The following is a 17150-nucleotide window of genomic DNA, read 5'->3' as shown; positions in this document are numbered from 1 at the left end:
TGGAATTTTAACATTTCTTATTTTGATAAACCATAGTTATCGTGGGGGACACTACCACCTCTTCTCAAAAACCATATCTTTCCAATACAGTTTATTATTTTTTATTTTTACAAAATCTCCATCAAAATATTTTAAATATAAATTACATGGATTAAAGTTCTCTATTTCAAAATAAAAATCATTATACTGATGCTTTAACGATGACAAATCGTATTGAAAAAGATTAATATTTAATTGATTACTAAATGACAAACTTATTCCGTCGTCTGATAACAAAAGATTTTTATTTTCTGGATAAGCTCGCAGTTCCACATTAAACACTCTTATTTTTGGAATTGTAAAACTCAATTCTACAACACGATTATTAATCTCTTTGAGATGTGGCTCATAAGAACTACCAAACGTTGAAAATGTAAAATTTTGGTAATCTAATGATTTAAAGTTAGCGATCTTAACAGTTATGGTTATCGAATCTTTTAAACCCTCTTTAAAATGAGACTTTAGTAATTTAGTTTTAAATAATTCAGATGAACTTATAGAAGTAAGTCTATAATAAAATTTATCTTCCTTTTTAATATTTCCTTTTGCTATTATTGAGCAAAATGATTTTCTTCTTTCATAAAGAAACTCCTCTACATCATATAGATGATTTAATTCAAAAGTTTCCCCTACAATTTTAAATTCGTAGGAATCATTTAAATATACTTCTTGAGCAAATGATTTAAAATAAACGCAAAATATTATTAATATAAAATAGTTTTTCATTACTTCTTCTGTCCTTTTAAATAATCTTCTATAAATTTATACATAGCCGTACCGTCTGAATGACGCTTATTCCTGTTAATTTTAGCCGCATCTATGTCCTTTATAAAATTTACATTTTGCATTCCAACACTTCCATTCCCTCCATAAGCTGCTTGGATTTGATATGCTTGAACTTCATTAAAAGTTGCTTGTTCGAGTGTTTTACCCGGATTTTTCAATCTATTAAATCCATCTTTGGGAATAGTAGATAACTGTCTTCCATTTTCTAAAAACTGTCCAATATGTCTAATTTCATGTAAATGCTCGCTCGTATTTGTTCCCTGTATATATATATTACCTCCGTCTGCATGTACAAAAGCATTAGTTGCATTTTCAGGCAAATCTTCTAGAAAATAACTTCTAGAATCCTGATCTAACATTTCAACATCATTTAAAGATTGATTTAACAAGCCTATCCTTTCTTTATAGTCGTTAATCTGACTATTTATTGAATTGATTTTCTTTTCTTTTGTTTCCTTTGTTAAGGATTCAGTAAGATTAGCAATTTCTCCCTCATGACTTTTAATCTTACTTTTAATCTTACTTTTAATATCACTTTCTAGACGCCTTTTATCTTCCGGTCTTTCCCAAATCATTCCCGTAGGATCTATTAGATTGATAGGATTATTAGCAACATAAATATAAGGTGATGATCCAATTTGTTTTGGATGTTCCGCCAGCGGATCCACACTTACAAATATACTGATTCTTGGGTTACTTCGTCGGGCTCAGCATAAACTCCATAACGTGCGCCGTAATAATACATTTGGGTGGCGTCGTCTAACTCAGCGCTTTGCGCGGTTCGTTCGTCCAAAGCTCAGCCCGCTTTCTCCTCCGAAATCGTTGAACTTAAACTTGTTGTCATAACCCACACCAGACGGCACATTGGCACTTTGGTTGTGTTCTACCATCATCTCACCAAACGGCAATGTTTCATAATAATGAGAAGGTCTTCCGAAATAATCAGTCAAATAAGTTGAACTACCTAAATGGTCGGTATGATACCACCAAATTGGTTTTTTTGAATTTGCATTTAGAATGAAATGCATGTTTTTTTCACAAAAGGAATATTAAGTCTTAAACAACTTTAAAAACTGCAAGCCTGCGTTAGGGATGGCAGCGGATAGCCTTTTATTGGCGGCTGAGGCACTCGAAGCGCCGATAAAAGCTATGAGTATACAGCCCGACCCGCCTATTTAACGCTATGTTTTGTTGTACTGCTTGGTTATTTTTACTTGTATTTAGTGCTAAGGTAGTTTGTAAGGGGAACGCCCAAAAAGAAAATAAAAAAAACTCACCTTATTAAAGATGAGTTTCTTTTAACTATATAACTAAATAAAAAAACTATAAAATTAGCATGGCATCGCCATATGAGTAAAATTTATATCCTTCTTTAACGGCTTCATCATAGGCTTTCATCATTAAATCGTGACCTGTGAATGCTGAAATCATCATTAAAAGTGTTGACTTTGGCATATGGAAATTAGTTACCATACAATCGGCTATACTGAAATCGTACGGAGGGAAGATGAACTTGTTTGTCCAACCTTCGTATGGATTTAGGGTGCTGTTTGATGAGACCGAACTTTCTAATGCACGCATTGAGGTGGTACCTACCGCACAAACTTTATTTTTGTTTTGCTTTGCTTTGTTTACCACATCACAAGCTTCTTGGGTAATGATAAGCTCTTCAGAATCCATTTTATGCTTTGACAAATCTTCTACTTCAACCGGGTTAAAGGTTCCTAAACCTATGTGTAGCGTAATTTTAGCAAAATCGATTCCTTTAATTTCTAAACGTTTTAATAGGTGCTTAGAAAAGTGTAAGCCCGCAGTTGGTGCTGCAACAGCGCCTTCTTCGGTAGCGTAAATGGTTTGGTAACGGTCTTCATCTTCAGGGGTTACCTCGCGGTTAATGTATTTAGGTATAGGTGTTTCGCCTAATTCGCGTAATTTTAAACGAAATTCTTCGTAAGAACCATCGTATAAAAAGCGAAGTGTACGACCGCGTGATGTAGTGTTATCAATTACTTCGGCTACTAACGAATCATCGTCGCCGAAATATAATTTATTACCAATACGTATTTTTCTGGCAGGATCAACCAAAACGTCCCATAAACGTTGTTCTGCGTTTAATTCGCGCAATAAGAAAACTTCGATACGTGCGCCGGTTTTTTCTTTATTACCATATAAACGTGCTGGAAATACTTTGGTATTGTTTAAAACCATTACATCACCTTCATCGAAATAATCGATTAAATCTTTAAAAAATTTATGCTCGATAGTTCCTGTTTTGCGGTTTACAACCATTAAACGAGATTCGTCGCGATTTTCAGCAGGAAATTCTGCTAATAATTCGGTTGGTAAATTAAAATTAAAATTTGATAACTTCATAAAAATAAAAGTCCGTTTTAGTGAGCTTAATTCAAAAATTAAGTGTGCAAATATACAACTTGCAATTAGGGTTTGTCAAGTAAATACGTGTTTATTTTAAAAAAACACTTTTAAATCACTCAATATCAACCAATAAAGTATCTATATCGTTCCAAAAGTCAGGATACGATTTTGTTACAACACTTGCATTATTTATAACCATTTGTTGTTTTAAAGCTAATGGTGCAAATGCCATTGCCATGCGGTGGTCGTTATAAGTATCAATTACAACGGCATTTTGAGTAAATGATACGGTGTTTAGCAACTGAATTGAATTGTTAGTTATAGATACTTTAGTATTAAATTTTTGCAATTCGGTTTTTAAAGCTTGCAATCGGTTGGTTTCTTTTATAATTAAGGTATGCAAACCTGTTAAATTACAAGTAATACCTAAACCTAAACAGGTTACAATGATTGTTTGCGCAATATCAGGGGTGTTATTAAGATTTAAATCTATTTTTTTTATTGTGTGATTTTGAACCTTTTTAACGATGATTTTATTGTTAACGAATGTAGTTTGAACACCAAATTGCTCATATATTTTAGCCAAATACGCATCTCCTTGTAAACTGTTTTGCTTAAAATATCCTAAACTAATTTGTGTACCAAGTGCCGATAAAGCTATAAAACTATAAAAATACGATGCCGATGACCAATCTGATTCTACCACAAATGTGTTTTTTGATAATTGCTTTGTAGGTGGTATATGTAAGGTGCTTTTTTGAAACGTTGCTTGAATGCCAATTTCTTGCAAAATTTGTAGCGACATACTTATATAAGGCAATGATGTAATTGTACCTTGTAACGATATTTGAAGTCCGTTTGGTAAACTTGCCCCAACCAACATTAAAGCTGTAATGTACTGGCTGCTTACGTTTGCATTAATTAAAACGTTGTTGTTTTGTGGAATTTTTCCGATTATTTTTATAGGCGGAAAACCTTCTTCTTTTAAATACGATATATTGCAACCTAATTGTTTTAAGGCTTCAACAAGTATTTTTATTGGTCGTTCATGCATTCGATAAGAACCCGAAAGAATGACTTCTAACCCTTCATGCATTGCAAAAAAAGCGGTTAAAAAACGCATGGCGGTGCCTGCATGGTGTACATTTATTTCGCCTACTTTACCTACAAATTGTAAGGCTTTTTGCATAACTAAAGTATCGTCTGCATTTGAAGCGTTTTCAATTTTTAAATTAGGATATAATGCTTGAAGCAACAACAACCTGTTGGTTTCGGACTTTGAACCCGAAATGATGATTTGTTGATTGCTTTTTAACGTACTTTTTGCAAGTTTACAGTGCATTTTTAACCTTATTTAAGCTTTTGGTTGTTGTGATGACGGTCGTGATCGCGTTTGGTTTTTAAATCCATTTTTTTATCAAACGATTCTTGCAAGTTAACACCGGTTTGGTTTGCTAAACACAGTACCACAAAAACAACATCGGCTAATTCTTCGCCTAAATCTTTGTTCTTATCGCTTTCTTTTTCGCTTTGTTCGCCGTATCTGCGTGCAATAATCCTAGCAACCTCACCTACTTCTTCGGTAAGTTGCGCCATATTGGTTAATTCGTTAAAATAACGAACGCCGTGTTCTTTTATCCAATTATCTACTGCAAGTTGTGCGTTTTTTATATCCATAGTTATTTATTTTTTCTATCGCGTAATTTTTTCAATATAAACAAATCGGCAAAAGCCATTACTACAGCAAAAAATATACTTTGAAACCATTCTAATTTATTTTGAAACATGTAAATAATTGCCAACATAGACAAGCCATATACAAAAAATGCAGCTGCAAAATGTGCTATTTTATCTTTCATTATTTTTAAAAATTTTAGGTTTTAATACTTTATCATACAATGTAATTGCAAGTAAAAAAATAATGTATTTACCAATTAAATTATACCAACATAAATTTTCGCCGTTTAGGGCACATTGAATTTCGTTAAAACTTATTAAAAACGAAACAACAATATATATAATAGTGTATAAAATTATTTTTTTTAGCATTATTCTTTATTCTTTGTATCAATAATTATAGTTACTGGTCCATCATTTATTAATGCAACTTTCATATCGGCGCCAAATTCTCCGGTTTGTATCTTTTTTTGGGTAGATTTTTCTAAAGTAGCAACAAAATTTTTGTACAAAGGCACGGCAACATCAGGTTTTGCAGCTTTTATGTACGATGGTCTGTTTCCTTTTTTGGTGGAAGCATGCAGCGTAAATTGACTCACAACTATAATATCGCCATTAATATCTTGTACCGATTTATTCATTACATCGTTTTCATCATTAAAAATACGCAATTGAGCTATTTTTGTTGTTAACCAATTGATATCTTCTTGTGAATCGGCATCTTCAATTCCAACAAGCACAAGCAAACCTGCGCTAATATTGGCTACTGTTATATTGTTTATGGTTACCGATGCTTGTAAGACACGTTGTATTACAGCTTTCATTTATTCTTCAGGATTTTTTCCATTACCATATACATCTGTACGGTAATTTTCTTCGTCGCCATCTAAAATTTGAATGTAACTTTTGTAACGCGACCAAGAAATATCGTCATTATCTAAAGCATCTTTTACAGCGCAATGTGGTTCTTCGCGGTGTAAACAATTGTTAAACTTACATTGATCTTTCAACTTAAAAAATTCAGGAAAATAATCACCTACTTCTTGCGGCTCCATATCTACAATACCAAAACCACGAATTCCGGGGGTATCAATAATTTTAGCATTAAAGCTTAAATCATACATTTCGGCAAAAGTGGTAGTATGTTGGCCTTGTTGATGTTGTTCTGATATTTCTTTCGTTTTTAAATTTAAACCCGGTTCTAAAGCATTCACTAATGTTGATTTACCAACACCTGAATGTCCTGTAAACATTGAAACTTTATTAGTCATTTCTGCTTTTAGAGTATCCAAGCCTTTACCTTCGGCAGCAGAAACACGCAAACATTTATAACCAATGGTTTCGTAAATATATTGCAAGTACAATTGATCGTTTAACGTATCTTCAGAAAAAGTATCAACCTTATTAAAAACTAAAACCGCATTTATATCATAAGCTTCGGCCGTAACCAATAAACGGTCAATAAAACTGGTAGTTGTAACAGGATTATCAATGGTAACTAATACAAAAAGGGTATCAATATTAGCGGCAATAATATGCACTTGCTTAGATAAATTAACCGATTTACGAATAAGATAATTTTTACGATCGTGGATTTTAGTAATAACCCCAGTAACAACATCAGCCGACGTATCAAGGTCAAAATCAACCACATCGCCAACAGCAACCGGATTGGTGCTTTTAATACCTTTTATTCTAAATTTTCCTTTTATTCTACATTCAAAAAACTGGTTATCTTGTGCCTTAACGGTGTACCAGCTACCTGTAGATTTATAAACAATTCCGGTCATTCCAATTTATTTTGGGTTGATGATATGGTCTTGGCGTGTAATACTTTCATCGTGAATTGCTTTGAATAACGATGTAATAAACACTTCGCCTAATTTATTTTCTTTGCCTTCGCGACGCATTTTAACTAAAACTTCTTGCCAACGTTCAGGTTGTAAAACCGATACATTTTTTGCTTTTTTAAGCAGCCCAATTTCATCGGCAATTTGCATGCGGTTTTTTAAAAGATTTAAAATTTGCGTATCAATTTCATCAATTTGTGTTCTAAAAAGTTGCATTTGGTGAACGTACGAATCTTCTTCATTAATTAAATCGCGCTGTACTAAATTGGTAACAATATTGTTTAATTGTTGCGGCGTTACTTGCTGTGCGGCATCGCTCCAAGCTAAATCTGGGGTACAATGCGTTTCTATCATTAACCCATCAAAATTTAAATCTAAAGCTTTTTGGGCCACATGTTGAATTAAATTGCGATTACCCGTTATGTGCGATGGATCGTTAATTAACGGAACTTCAGGAAAACGAATCTGTAAATCGATAGGTATTTGCCATTCAGGATTGTTACGATATTTTACTTTTTCATAGCTAGAAAATCCACGGTGAATAAATCCTAATTTTTCAATACCTGCATTTTGTAAACGTTCAAAACCGCCAATCCACAAACTTAAATCGGGGTTTACTGGGTTTTTAATAAACACCATTTTGTTGGTACCTTTTAAAGCATCGGCAATTTCTTGCACCGCAAAAGGGTTTACAGTAGTGCGTGCGCCAATCCAAAGCATATCAATATCGTGCGCCAAGGCAAGGTTAACATGTTCTGCCGTTGCAACTTCGGTAGCTAAAAGCATTCCTGTTTCGGCCTTTACTTGTTGCAACCATTTAAGTCCAATGGCGCCTACCCCTTCAAAACCACCAGGGCGTGTACGAGGTTTCCAAATACCTGCGCGGAATATTTTTGCAGTGTTTTTAATGGCATGCGCAACTTCTAACACCTGTTGGGGTGTTTCGGCACTACATGGCCCTGCAATTAACAAAGGCTTGTTAGCTGTTAAATCTTTAAACCACAAAGCTTTTTCGTTCACTTTTGTCATACAGCAAATTTACAGATATTTCCTTTAATAGTGAAGTTTATTTATTGCATGGTTGCACTTTAAAATTGTTTAAAAAATCTAATTTAAAAATTAGTGCATTAAGATTGAAAATTATTTACTTTTGTAAAAAACAATCCATTCTATGTCTATAGAAGTTCAAAATATATCTAAAAGTTACGGAACGCAAAAAGCGTTAAATGCCATAACTTTTAAAGTAAATAAAGGTGAAATTGTAGGTTTTTTAGGTCCGAATGGAGCTGGAAAATCAACTTTAATGAAAATTTTAACCACTTATATTGATGCCGACAATGGTATTGCACTTGTGAATGGCTTTAATGTATTAACGCATCAAAAAGAAGTACAACAATCTATTGGATATTTACCTGAACACAACCCATTGTATTTAGATTTGTACGTGCGTGAATATTTGGCTTTTAATGCCGATGTTTATAAGGTTGATAAAAAACGTATTGAAGAAGTTATTGAACTAACAAAACTAACGCCCGAAGCACATAAAAAAATTGGACAACTTTCTAAAGGATACCGTCAGCGTGTAGGCTTGGCAACAGCTTTGTTACACGATCCTGAAGTGCTTATTTTAGACGAACCAACAACCGGTTTAGACCCTAATCAGCTTACCGAAATTCGCGATTTAATTAAAAAAATAGGAAAAAACAAAACGGTTTTTTTATCAACACATATTATGCAAGAGGTTGAAGCTATTTGCGACCGTGTGATAATTATTAAACAAGGCGAAATTGTTGCCGATAATAAATTGGAACAAATTTTTACTACCGAAAACGATCAAATTATTGAAATTGAATTCGATTTAAAAATTGAAGAAGAATTTATTAAACGTTTGCCAAACTTAAAATCGTTCCAAAACATACACGATATGCAATGGCAATTGGTTTTTAGTAGCAACGAAGATATGCGCGCTAAATTGTTTGATTTTGCTAATGAATTAGATGTTAAGATTTTATCGATGCAACTAAAAAACAAAAACTTAGAAACTATTTTTAGAGAGAAAACACTTTAAAAAATTATTTGTAATACACATTCCCGGTATAAAGGCGCTGCATTTGTACTGTATCGGGTTTGTTATACACATACACATTTCCAACAGACGCAATTACACCTTCTAATTTATTTTTGGCAAAAACATGTATGTTTTGGTTACTGCGATGGTACGTTAAAACAGCTTTTGCGTTTAATTCCTTAGCATTTACTGTTCCGTTTGCACCATACAATTTTATATCTAACACGTTTGTTTTTCCTTTTAACGTAAAATTACCTACTTGGTTATCTTCTACCGTAATGGTTTTATTATTAATTTTTAAATCAAAATTTGTTGATGCACTTTCTTCATTTGGCAAACTGGTAAGTAAATACAAATTTGGATAACGCAACGTATCGTTTGATACCACATTAAATTGTGTACGCGAATAAATATTTTTTAAAGTTGGTGTATAGATTTTTAAAACAGCAGTTTCATAGCTTTTTAACATTTGACACGAAATATCGTTTTTTATAGTAAGCATAGAATCTTTTACAGAAAACGTTACAGCATTAATTCTGTTTTCAAACGATTCAATTTTCATTTTGTAGGTTGTACTCGGAATAATTTCAACCGAAACATTCAAAGGAATTTCAACACTATGAAAACCTTGTAATGCGTGTTCTTGCATAATAGCATTCCCTTTTTTAGAGAAACAAGCGTCTTCACCGGAACAACCAGCTAATACCAAAAACAACAAACCTATACTTTTTTTCATAAATCAATAGTTAAACAAACGTAGTATTTTTTTACTATTATGCTAAAACAAAAATTCTATTTATAACTTATACCCAACTCCTACTTCAAAAGCTTCGGCTTTAGCAAAATGAGTTTTTAAAGCCATTGAACCATAAATTGCTGGTGTTATGTAATAACGCAAACCTAAACGCTGGTACAACGACCCGTTTTTTTTGTATTCATCGTGTACGTAATATCCTACATTACCTTCGGCAGTTAGCTTATTTAAGTACCATTCGTAGCCCACAAAAACCCCTACCCTTTTCCAATCGGTATCTTTTTTCATATTTTCTTCAGGGAATGAAGTTGCCAAAAACGGAATTAACTCTTTTAATGAATTAGATAAAAATACATCAACCCCAAGTTGTGCTGCACCAAAATTATTCAATGGTTTTTCTGCAATAACACCTAAATGATAAAACGGTTTTTGTCCAATACCTACAATATGGCTTTCATTTACACCCGTTCTAACTAAAAAATTATAGCGCATTTTCATAGGAATTTCATTATATGCTCCCGATTTTAAAACCATATCGCTATTAGAAAAATGGTACGTTAATCCTAGGTTTAATCCTAATGTATTAGTACTTGTATTGGGTGATTTTATGGTAGCATTTGAGTGATGTACAAACAGTAAACCTGCATTTAAACCAATATTTTGCCAAATTCTAGGTTTATTGTAGCTAAACATAAAATAAGTTGAAGGCATAAACTTTGATCCGTAAGCAACATTTCTAAAATTGGTTTCTTTATCATATGGATGGGTGGCATAAGCAACGCCTTGCCCTACCCTAAATTGTAAATTTCGATTTAAAAAATAAAAATTATAATGGGCATATAAACCATATAAATTACCCAATGTTTGGTTGTGATTGTTTTGAGTGTGAAACGAAAAACCAATTTCGGGAAAGCGATACGTATGATGCCACGATTGTGTACCATTCACGCGGTGGTTTACCGAAAACAAATAGCCCGATGGTTTACTTGTTATTAAATGTTGAATGTTATTGCTATGTGCTAAAATTGTGCCTTTATAGGTTTGTAAGGATACATTCCAATTTTGTTGGGCATTTGCTACAAAACCAAAAAACATGCAAAAAAGCAAATTACAAATGATATTTTTTAAACGTAAAAGGCTGTTCATAATTAAAACAATCCGTTTATTTCTGCATCGATACGATTAATGATTTGCCCTAAATCTTCAGGATTATCAACAAAATTAATAGGATCTACATCAATAATAAGCAGTTTACCTTTGGTATAATTTTTTATCCAATCTTCGTAGCGTTCATTTAATTTATTTAAATAATCAATTGAAATTGAATTTTCGTATTCGCGGCCGCGTTTATGTATTTGTCCTACCAAATTAGGTATAGAACTACGTAAATAAATTAACAAATCAGGAGCGCCAACTAAACCTTCCATCAATTCAAACAATTGTTTATAATTTTCGTAATCACGGTTAGACATGAGTCCCATTGCATGTAAATTTGGAGCAAAAATATGGGCATCTTCATAAATAGTACGGTCTTGAATGGTATTTTTACCACTAGCCTTCATGTTTAAAACTTGACGAAATCGACTGTTTAAAAAGTAAATTTGTAAATTAAACGACCAACGATCCATGGAATGATAAAAATCGTCAAGGTATGGGTTGTCAACCACATCTTCAAAATGTGGTTCCCATTTAAAATGTTTGGCTAATAATGTGGTTAAAGTAGTTTTACCAGCACCAATATTTCCGGCAATTGCAACTTGCATATTTGTTAATTTATTTGATACAAATACAATTTATCGCTTGTAAAAACACTTACACTTTTGGCGTTTAAAAAAACAGTTTGTGCGGGTGTTTCTACGTTTGTTAAATGTTCTGTTTTGTTATTTTTAGTATTTAACAAAAATAAATTATTGTTTAATATATACACTAACAAATCGTTATTAATTGCTAACAATTGTGCCTTTTGTGGTAAAGAAATTTGGTTTGTAATTTTTCCGTAAACATCCATTTGGTAAACTGTTTGGTTAGTTTGCCAATATGCAAAATTACCATTAGTTGTTATAAATGAATATTTATCTAAACTATTTCCAACAAAAAGCGGTGTTGGTTGTTGATTTGTTAAAATGCACCAACGTTTTGATAGATTATCAAACACCCAAATAGTATTTTGTGAAGTAAGCGATGCGTAAATTGCATCGATTTCTGGGTATCGTTCCGTTAAATTAATTTTCTCTTTAAAACTTAACTGATTATCTAAAATTACAACATGTTGTGTGTTTTTATAAAAAACTAATTGTTGCAACGGGTTGCGTTCATCATACAAGGCAATTTGCCCCAAAAAGGGATCGTTAAAAGTAAAAGTTTTTAAAGGAGTTTCTTTGGCTATTTCGTTTGAAACAATAGAAGTGGTATCGCCTAAATGGTTTATACCGTAATATGTAAGTGTTTTGGGTTTAGGCAATGCCACTTTAAATGTGGCTGTTTGTGCGTAAACCGAAACAACCGAAAATAATAAACCAATTAAACACCCCTTTTGTATCATTTCTCGTAAATCTTTATGGTGAAATTGTACTTGTTTTTATCGTTTGCTTGATGAAACTCTTCAGAAACAACATTCCAATTAGTTGTAATTTCAGGAAAAAAAGCATCGGCATCTTCAAAAACAGCCTGTACATGAGTAATTACCAACTGATTAGCTATAGCAATTGTTTGGTTATAAATTTCGCCACCACCTATTATATAAATTGTTTGTTGGTTTTTTTGCTTTGCAAATTGTAACGCTTGAGCTACTGACGCAAACACATAACAATTTTCGGGTGTGTTGTAATTTACCTGTCTGGTAATAATTAAATGGGTGCGGTTAGGCAATGGCTTAGGAAAACTTTCAAAAGTTTTGCGCCCCATTAAAATAAAATGTCCGCTTGTTGTTTCTTTAAAATGTTTAAAATCGGCAGGTAAATGCCACAGTAAATCATTGTTTTTACCTATAGCGTTATTTTGCGCAATTGCAGCTATTAAACTAATTTTCATTATACAGATACTTGTCCTTTTATGGCTGGATGCGGGTCATAATCAACCAAAGTAAAATCACTGTAAGTAAAGTCAAAAATATCTTTTACATCCGGATTCAGAATCATTTTTGGCATTGGCTTGGGTTGACGCGATAATTGTAATTCAACCTGTTCAAAGTGGTTGTTGTAAATATGAGCATCGCCAAAAGTATGAATAAAATCACCATAACCTAGTCCACAAACTTGTGCCACCATCATTGTAAATAAAGCGTATGATGCAATGTTAAAAGGCACACCTAAGAAAATATCGGCCGAACGTTGGTATAATTGACAAGATAATTTACCATTTGCAACATAAAACTGAAAAAACGCATGGCAAGGCGGTAAAGCAGCTTTACCATTTGCAACGTTTTCTTCAAAAGAAACAGTAGTATCGGGTAATACAGAAGGATTCCAAGCCGAAACTAACATTCTACGGCTGTTTGGATTAGTTTTTAGGGTTTCGATTAATTCTTTAATTTGATCGATTTCTTCGCCATTCCAATTGCGCCATTGGTAGCCATAAATAGGCCCTAGGTCGCCATTTTCATTAGCCCATTCGTCCCAAATACGCACACCATTTTCTTTTAAATAAGCTATATTGGTTTCGCCTTTTAAAAACCAAAGTAATTCGTGAATGATAGATTTAACATGCACTTTTTTGGTAGTAACTAACGGAAAACCATCTTCCAAATTAAAACGCATTTGGTAACCAAAAACACTTTTAGTGCCTGTGCCTGTTCTATCGCCTTTTTGCACGCCGTTTTCTAAAACGTGCTTTACTAAATCTAAATATTGTTGCATGTTACAAGTTGCGTTTAGAAAGTTCATCGCGTAAACGAGCTGCTTTTTCGTAATCTTCGTTAAGTACAGCAGCATCAAGCATTTCATTTAATTCTTTTACAGAAAAAGCGGCTAATTCATTAGGCTTTTCTGTAGGCATCATGTTTAAAAACTCGTCAATTGTATCGCTTAACGATTCGTTATTTTCGTTATCATCTTCATCCTCATCAATGTAATCATCATCTTCGTCTGTAGCTTCTAAATCTTGCTCTCTTAAATAAATACCTGCTTTATCTAAGATATTTTGATACGTAAAAATAGGCGCATCAAAACGCAATGCTAACGAAATAGCATCAGATGTACGCGCATCAATCACTTCTTCTTTATCGTTATTTTTACAAATAATGCTTGAATAAAACACACCATCAACCAATTTGTGAATAATAACTTGCGTAACAATAATATTAAATCGATCACAAAAAGTTTTAAACAAATCATGTGTTAAAGGGCGCGGAGGCTTTAAATCTTCTTCAATTGCAATTGCAATTGCTTGTGCTTCATAAGCACCTATAACTATAGGTAATTTTCGATCACCGTTTACTTCGTTCAAAATTAAAGCATAAGCTCCGTTTTGTGTATGGCTGTACGAAATACCTTTTATTGTTAATTGTACTAAATTCATATTTATCAAAATTCCCTAATACAAAGGTAAAAACAAAGGTACATTTTTAATTTGAATACGATAATTTACAACTGTTTTTTTGTTTACAATTACACAGAGTAGTTTTTAAAAAATGCACGCTTACTAGCATGCATTTTTTTTATTGAATTGATTGATAATATAATTGCTTTGATAAAAAAGGAAGGTTTTTATGATATTTTATTCTTTGCTGAATTTCATCTGGAATTGGAATATTATTTTGTTTGAAATATTGAATTAAAAGCTTTTCGTTACCAAATAAATGGTAAGTTACATAGTTTAAATCGAATTTTGGTTGACGCATATTGTATTTAGTGATAATGCCGCCCCAATTAAAAGTAGCACAGAAAACCAAAGTGTAAAACAACGTCCATGTAATACGATCTATTAAATAAAAATTAGTTTTTTGATTTACTATTTTTAGAAATGAATAAATTAAACCAATTAAACATATTATTAAAAACATATATACTCCTAAACGTTTGTAAGTTAGCCCCAAAGCGTTAATATAAACTGTATTTTGATTAAAAGCCGAAACTATTAAAATTGCATTTAAACCAATCCAAATTTTTGATAGCAGTAACAACCATTTATTATTTTTAACAAAGTTTAAAGTATCTTTAAAAAAGAACAAAACTACTGCCATTGCTAAGAAAACCGATACAATGATTAAGTAAACTTGGCTGTGTGTACGACTACTGTATTCTGAAAGGTGCTGAATGCTTTGTTGGGCATTTTCTACATTAAAAACAATTATAAAAAACAACAACATACAGTTTAAACTAACTAAGGTTATAATACCACTACGCATTTCAAACGAAACGGGTATGTAATTTAGCGTAGGTTTTAAATTATTTTTTTGTTGGTTTGAAAAGTTAAATTGTAAACTTTTATCGATTACTTTAATAAAATTAAAACCATGAATATGCCAAAACACAAAACTGATATAAAAACCAACAATGATTGTAAAAATAATAAGTCCATCAATATTCCATTCATAACGGTTGTACCATTTACTTAACCATTCACTTGAAGATACATACAATGCAAAAAAGATAGATAAAATTCCCAAAGGCAAAATAATGTATGAAAAAAGGGTAATAATTGTTTTTTTAGAATCTTCTTTTTTGAATTCAAACCATTGATCTACCAAAAAAATTCTACCAATAAAAGCCGGCCAACTTAACACAAAATTAAATGCGTTTGAAAGCAATTTCATTTCAGGGTACACCGTACAATACCTAAAAACAAATGAGGTAATTAAAACCGATAAAACCGTTACTGGCGATATTAACCAAGCGTTTGATATACAAGAAACTACTACACAAAAACCTAATAACAACGCTTTGGTATTTTTAATTAAACTGGTATTTAAAGCAAACTGTGCCAACAATATTACCAAAGCAAAAATAGATGTATTTATACCCAATTCTAGGTTATAAAACATAAAAGCAAACAAAATGGTGCTAATAAAAATTAAAAATTGTTTTTTCATAATTTAAAAGTTTAAAGTACTTTGTGTTTCAAAGTTTATAGATAAAAAAATTTATGATTCTATTTTGAGCATTTTTTCTAGAAAAGCTAAATGCGCTTGAAAAGCTTGTTTCCCTAATAATGTAATTTTATACGATGTTCGCGGCTTTTTACCAACAAATTCCTTTTTAATTTCAATATATTCGTGCTTTTCCAAAGCCGTTGAATGACTTGCTAAATTACCATCGGTTACTTGCAACATGTTTTTCATTTCGGTAAAATCTACCCAATCGTTCACCATAAGTACCGACATGATTCCCAGCCGAACTCTGCTTTCAAACTCTTTATTTAAACCGCTAATTATACTCATTTATTTATATTTTCGGTAAAGAATAATTCCGTACACTATATGCAAAACACCAAAACCCAACGTCCAAAAAAGCAAACCTTTACCAATAAAAAACAGCGATAAACAGCCCAATAAAATTTCTAAATAACCTAAATATTTAATGTCTGAAAAAGTATATTTTTCAGCATTTATTAAAGCCAAACCATAAAAAACTAAAGTAGTACCTGCAACTAAACCGTATAATTGGTATTGCAATAAAGCCAATACAAAAACACCACCTGTTACTAACGGAATTGCCAATTGCAACAATATTTTTTTTGTGGTTGATGTCCAAACTTGTAAACCTAATTTTTTGCTTTTACGAATAGTGAAAAAACATCCAAAAAAAACAGCTAACAATAATGCCGAAATACCTAATAAGATTAATAACTGTAGTGTGATTCCAGTTGAAACATTAGGTCTATATTTCTCAACAGAAAAATTTGATCCGTTTAAAATATACATTGCAATACAACCAGTTGCTAAACCTACAATGCCCGCTCCTATGCCTGATAAACCACTTAAAGACATGAACCTTGACGAACGTTCCATCATGTTACGGATATGTGCTAAATCATCTGATACTTTTTGATTCATTTTAATCTACTTTGAAACACAAAGTTATTTGAAATATTTTGTTTTCAAAATAATTTTGAGTTTTTTTTAATTACAATAACCAATAATTGCATTATTGTTGGTTTGTATATTTAAATTTGAATTTAAATAGTTTGTAACTATCAGTAAATCATCTGTTTGTAAAAAATATGTATTTTGGTTAACCGTTACTGTAGTATTACTTGTAACAAAAACGAAAGCAAATTTGCTTGATAAAATGTTCCATTCAGTTGCTATAACAACATTTGCATTCGCATTTTTTTCAACCATGAAATTAAAATCTTTACCTGTTGTAAAAGATTCAATAAAATCATTCGATTGAAATTCAAAAACATCATTGGTTGAAAAATGCTTTTCCTTTCCGTTCAAATTTACATGTAAATTACCATTTAACATAACTAAAAAACGCTGGTAATTATTAAATTGTGTAAAAGTAGAAGGTGCTTTATTAATAGTAGCTACACTTATACGGAACAAAAAATTTCGATTTGTATATAAAGCATCCTTTGGGAAAATAAAATATTCATAGGTTTCACCACCATCCCAAACCGATGCTAAAACACTCTTTTTATTTATAATTTGAACATTCAT

General features: G+C 32.0%; 23 protein-coding genes. 1 reads left to right on the top strand and 22 read right to left on the bottom strand.

Features of this window, described 5'->3' with window-relative positions; all coding sequences use genetic code 11:
- Positions 1-51: 51 nt before the first annotated feature.
- The 11 genes from P3875_RS05190 to P3875_RS05140 all read right to left on the bottom strand — a co-directional run bounded on the left by P3875_RS05190 (position 52) and on the right by P3875_RS05140 (position 7757).
- The gene (locus P3875_RS05190) at positions 52-765 is read right to left on the bottom strand and encodes a hypothetical protein (RefSeq protein WP_303445226.1); all 714 of its coding nucleotides are present in this window, start codon (positions 763-765) and stop codon (positions 52-54) included.
- Complete coding sequence (locus tag P3875_RS05185) at positions 765-1493, bottom strand: hypothetical protein (RefSeq protein ID WP_303445225.1); 729 nt, start codon at positions 1491-1493, stop codon at positions 765-767. The genes P3875_RS05190 and P3875_RS05185 overlap by 1 nt, the downstream gene beginning before the upstream one ends.
- A 2-nt stretch (positions 1494-1495) precedes the next feature.
- Positions 1496-1618, bottom strand: a complete 123-nt coding sequence (locus P3875_RS05180; RefSeq protein WP_303445224.1) for a hypothetical protein — start codon at positions 1616-1618, stop codon at positions 1496-1498.
- Between the two features lie 530 nt (positions 1619-2148).
- Positions 2149-3198, bottom strand: coding sequence for a tRNA preQ1(34) S-adenosylmethionine ribosyltransferase-isomerase QueA (queA, locus tag P3875_RS05175; RefSeq protein ID WP_303445223.1), 1050 nt, complete (start codon positions 3196-3198; stop codon positions 2149-2151).
- 115 nt (positions 3199-3313) lie between these two features.
- Positions 3314-4543 (bottom strand): 3-phosphoshikimate 1-carboxyvinyltransferase, encoded by a 1230-nt coding sequence (locus tag P3875_RS05170; RefSeq protein ID WP_303445222.1) that lies wholly within the window; start codon positions 4541-4543, stop codon positions 3314-3316.
- A gap of 8 nt (positions 4544-4551) precedes the next feature.
- Positions 4552-4878 carry a nucleotide pyrophosphohydrolase gene (locus P3875_RS05165; RefSeq protein WP_303445221.1) on the bottom strand — a complete coding sequence of 109 codons (327 nt, stop codon included), beginning with the start codon at positions 4876-4878 and terminating at the stop codon, positions 4552-4554.
- 2 nt (positions 4879-4880) lie between these two features.
- Entirely contained in the window at positions 4881-5060 is a 180-nt protein-coding gene (locus P3875_RS05160; protein ID WP_303445220.1) for a hypothetical protein, read from the bottom strand.
- A complete protein-coding gene (locus tag P3875_RS05155) occupies positions 5050-5250 on the bottom strand; it encodes a hypothetical protein (RefSeq protein ID WP_303445219.1) in 201 nt (66 codons plus the stop codon). Before P3875_RS05155 ends, P3875_RS05160 begins: the two co-directional genes overlap by 11 nt.
- The gene (gene dtd, locus P3875_RS05150) at positions 5250-5702 is read right to left on the bottom strand and encodes a D-aminoacyl-tRNA deacylase (protein ID WP_303445218.1); all 453 of its coding nucleotides are present in this window, start codon (positions 5700-5702) and stop codon (positions 5250-5252) included. The genes P3875_RS05155 and dtd overlap by 1 nt, the downstream gene beginning before the upstream one ends.
- Complete coding sequence (gene rsgA, locus P3875_RS05145; RefSeq protein ID WP_303445217.1) at positions 5703-6668, bottom strand: ribosome small subunit-dependent GTPase A; 966 nt, start codon at positions 6666-6668, stop codon at positions 5703-5705.
- Positions 6669-6674: 6 nt separating this feature from the next.
- Complete coding sequence (locus P3875_RS05140; RefSeq protein WP_303445216.1) at positions 6675-7757, bottom strand: chorismate mutase; 1083 nt, start codon at positions 7755-7757, stop codon at positions 6675-6677.
- Between the two features lie 142 nt (positions 7758-7899).
- Here P3875_RS05140 and gldA point away from each other — a divergent pair, with 142 nt between their 5' ends.
- The gene (gene gldA / locus P3875_RS05135) at positions 7900-8796 is read left to right on the top strand and encodes a gliding motility-associated ABC transporter ATP-binding subunit GldA (RefSeq protein WP_303445215.1); all 897 of its coding nucleotides are present in this window, start codon (positions 7900-7902) and stop codon (positions 8794-8796) included.
- A 4-nt stretch (positions 8797-8800) separates the two neighbouring features.
- Here the strand turns inward: gldA and P3875_RS05130 are convergent, their stop codons facing one another.
- The 11 genes from P3875_RS05130 to P3875_RS05080 all read right to left on the bottom strand — a co-directional run bounded on the left by P3875_RS05130 (position 8801) and on the right by P3875_RS05080 (position 17150).
- Entirely contained in the window at positions 8801-9532 is a 732-nt protein-coding gene (locus P3875_RS05130; protein WP_303445214.1) for a GIN domain-containing protein, read from the bottom strand.
- 60 nt (positions 9533-9592) lie between these two features.
- Positions 9593-10696, bottom strand: coding sequence for an acyloxyacyl hydrolase (locus P3875_RS05125; RefSeq protein WP_303445213.1), 1104 nt, complete (start codon positions 10694-10696; stop codon positions 9593-9595).
- A gap of 2 nt (positions 10697-10698) precedes the next feature.
- A complete protein-coding gene (locus tag P3875_RS05120; RefSeq protein WP_303445212.1) occupies positions 10699-11313 on the bottom strand; it encodes a deoxynucleoside kinase in 615 nt (204 codons plus the stop codon).
- A gap of 5 nt (positions 11314-11318) precedes the next feature.
- Entirely contained in the window at positions 11319-12092 is a 774-nt protein-coding gene (locus P3875_RS05115; protein WP_303445211.1) for a hypothetical protein, read from the bottom strand.
- Positions 12089-12580 carry a dihydrofolate reductase gene (locus P3875_RS05110; RefSeq protein WP_303445210.1) on the bottom strand — a complete coding sequence of 164 codons (492 nt, stop codon included), beginning with the start codon at positions 12578-12580 and terminating at the stop codon, positions 12089-12091. The genes P3875_RS05115 and P3875_RS05110 overlap by 4 nt, the downstream gene beginning before the upstream one ends.
- Positions 12580-13404, bottom strand: coding sequence for a thymidylate synthase (locus P3875_RS05105; protein WP_303445209.1), 825 nt, complete (start codon positions 13402-13404; stop codon positions 12580-12582). Before P3875_RS05105 ends, P3875_RS05110 begins: the two co-directional genes overlap by 1 nt.
- Before the next feature lies 1 nt (position 13405).
- Positions 13406-14065, bottom strand: coding sequence for a bifunctional nuclease family protein (locus tag P3875_RS05100; protein ID WP_303445208.1), 660 nt, complete (start codon positions 14063-14065; stop codon positions 13406-13408).
- Positions 14066-14204: 139 nt separating this feature from the next.
- Positions 14205-15578: a DUF4153 domain-containing protein gene (locus P3875_RS05095; protein WP_303445207.1), complete on the bottom strand. Its 1374-nt coding sequence runs from the start codon at positions 15576-15578 to the stop codon at positions 14205-14207.
- A gap of 51 nt (positions 15579-15629) precedes the next feature.
- Positions 15630-15926, bottom strand: a complete 297-nt coding sequence (locus tag P3875_RS05090; protein WP_303445206.1) for a winged helix-turn-helix domain-containing protein — start codon at positions 15924-15926, stop codon at positions 15630-15632.
- Entirely contained in the window at positions 15927-16541 is a 615-nt protein-coding gene (locus P3875_RS05085; protein ID WP_303445205.1) for a hypothetical protein, read from the bottom strand. It lies immediately after the preceding gene.
- Between the two features lie 66 nt (positions 16542-16607).
- Positions 16608-17150: a HutD family protein gene (locus P3875_RS05080; RefSeq protein ID WP_303445204.1), complete on the bottom strand. Its 543-nt coding sequence runs from the start codon at positions 17148-17150 to the stop codon at positions 16608-16610.

The organism is Myroides sp. JBRI-B21084, from assembly GCF_030545015.1.
In the GTDB taxonomy this organism is placed as follows: Bacteria; Bacteroidota; Bacteroidia; order Flavobacteriales; family Flavobacteriaceae; genus Flavobacterium.
The sequence above is the reverse complement of the archived record's forward strand: the minus strand, read 5'-3'. Positions and strand labels throughout refer to the sequence as shown.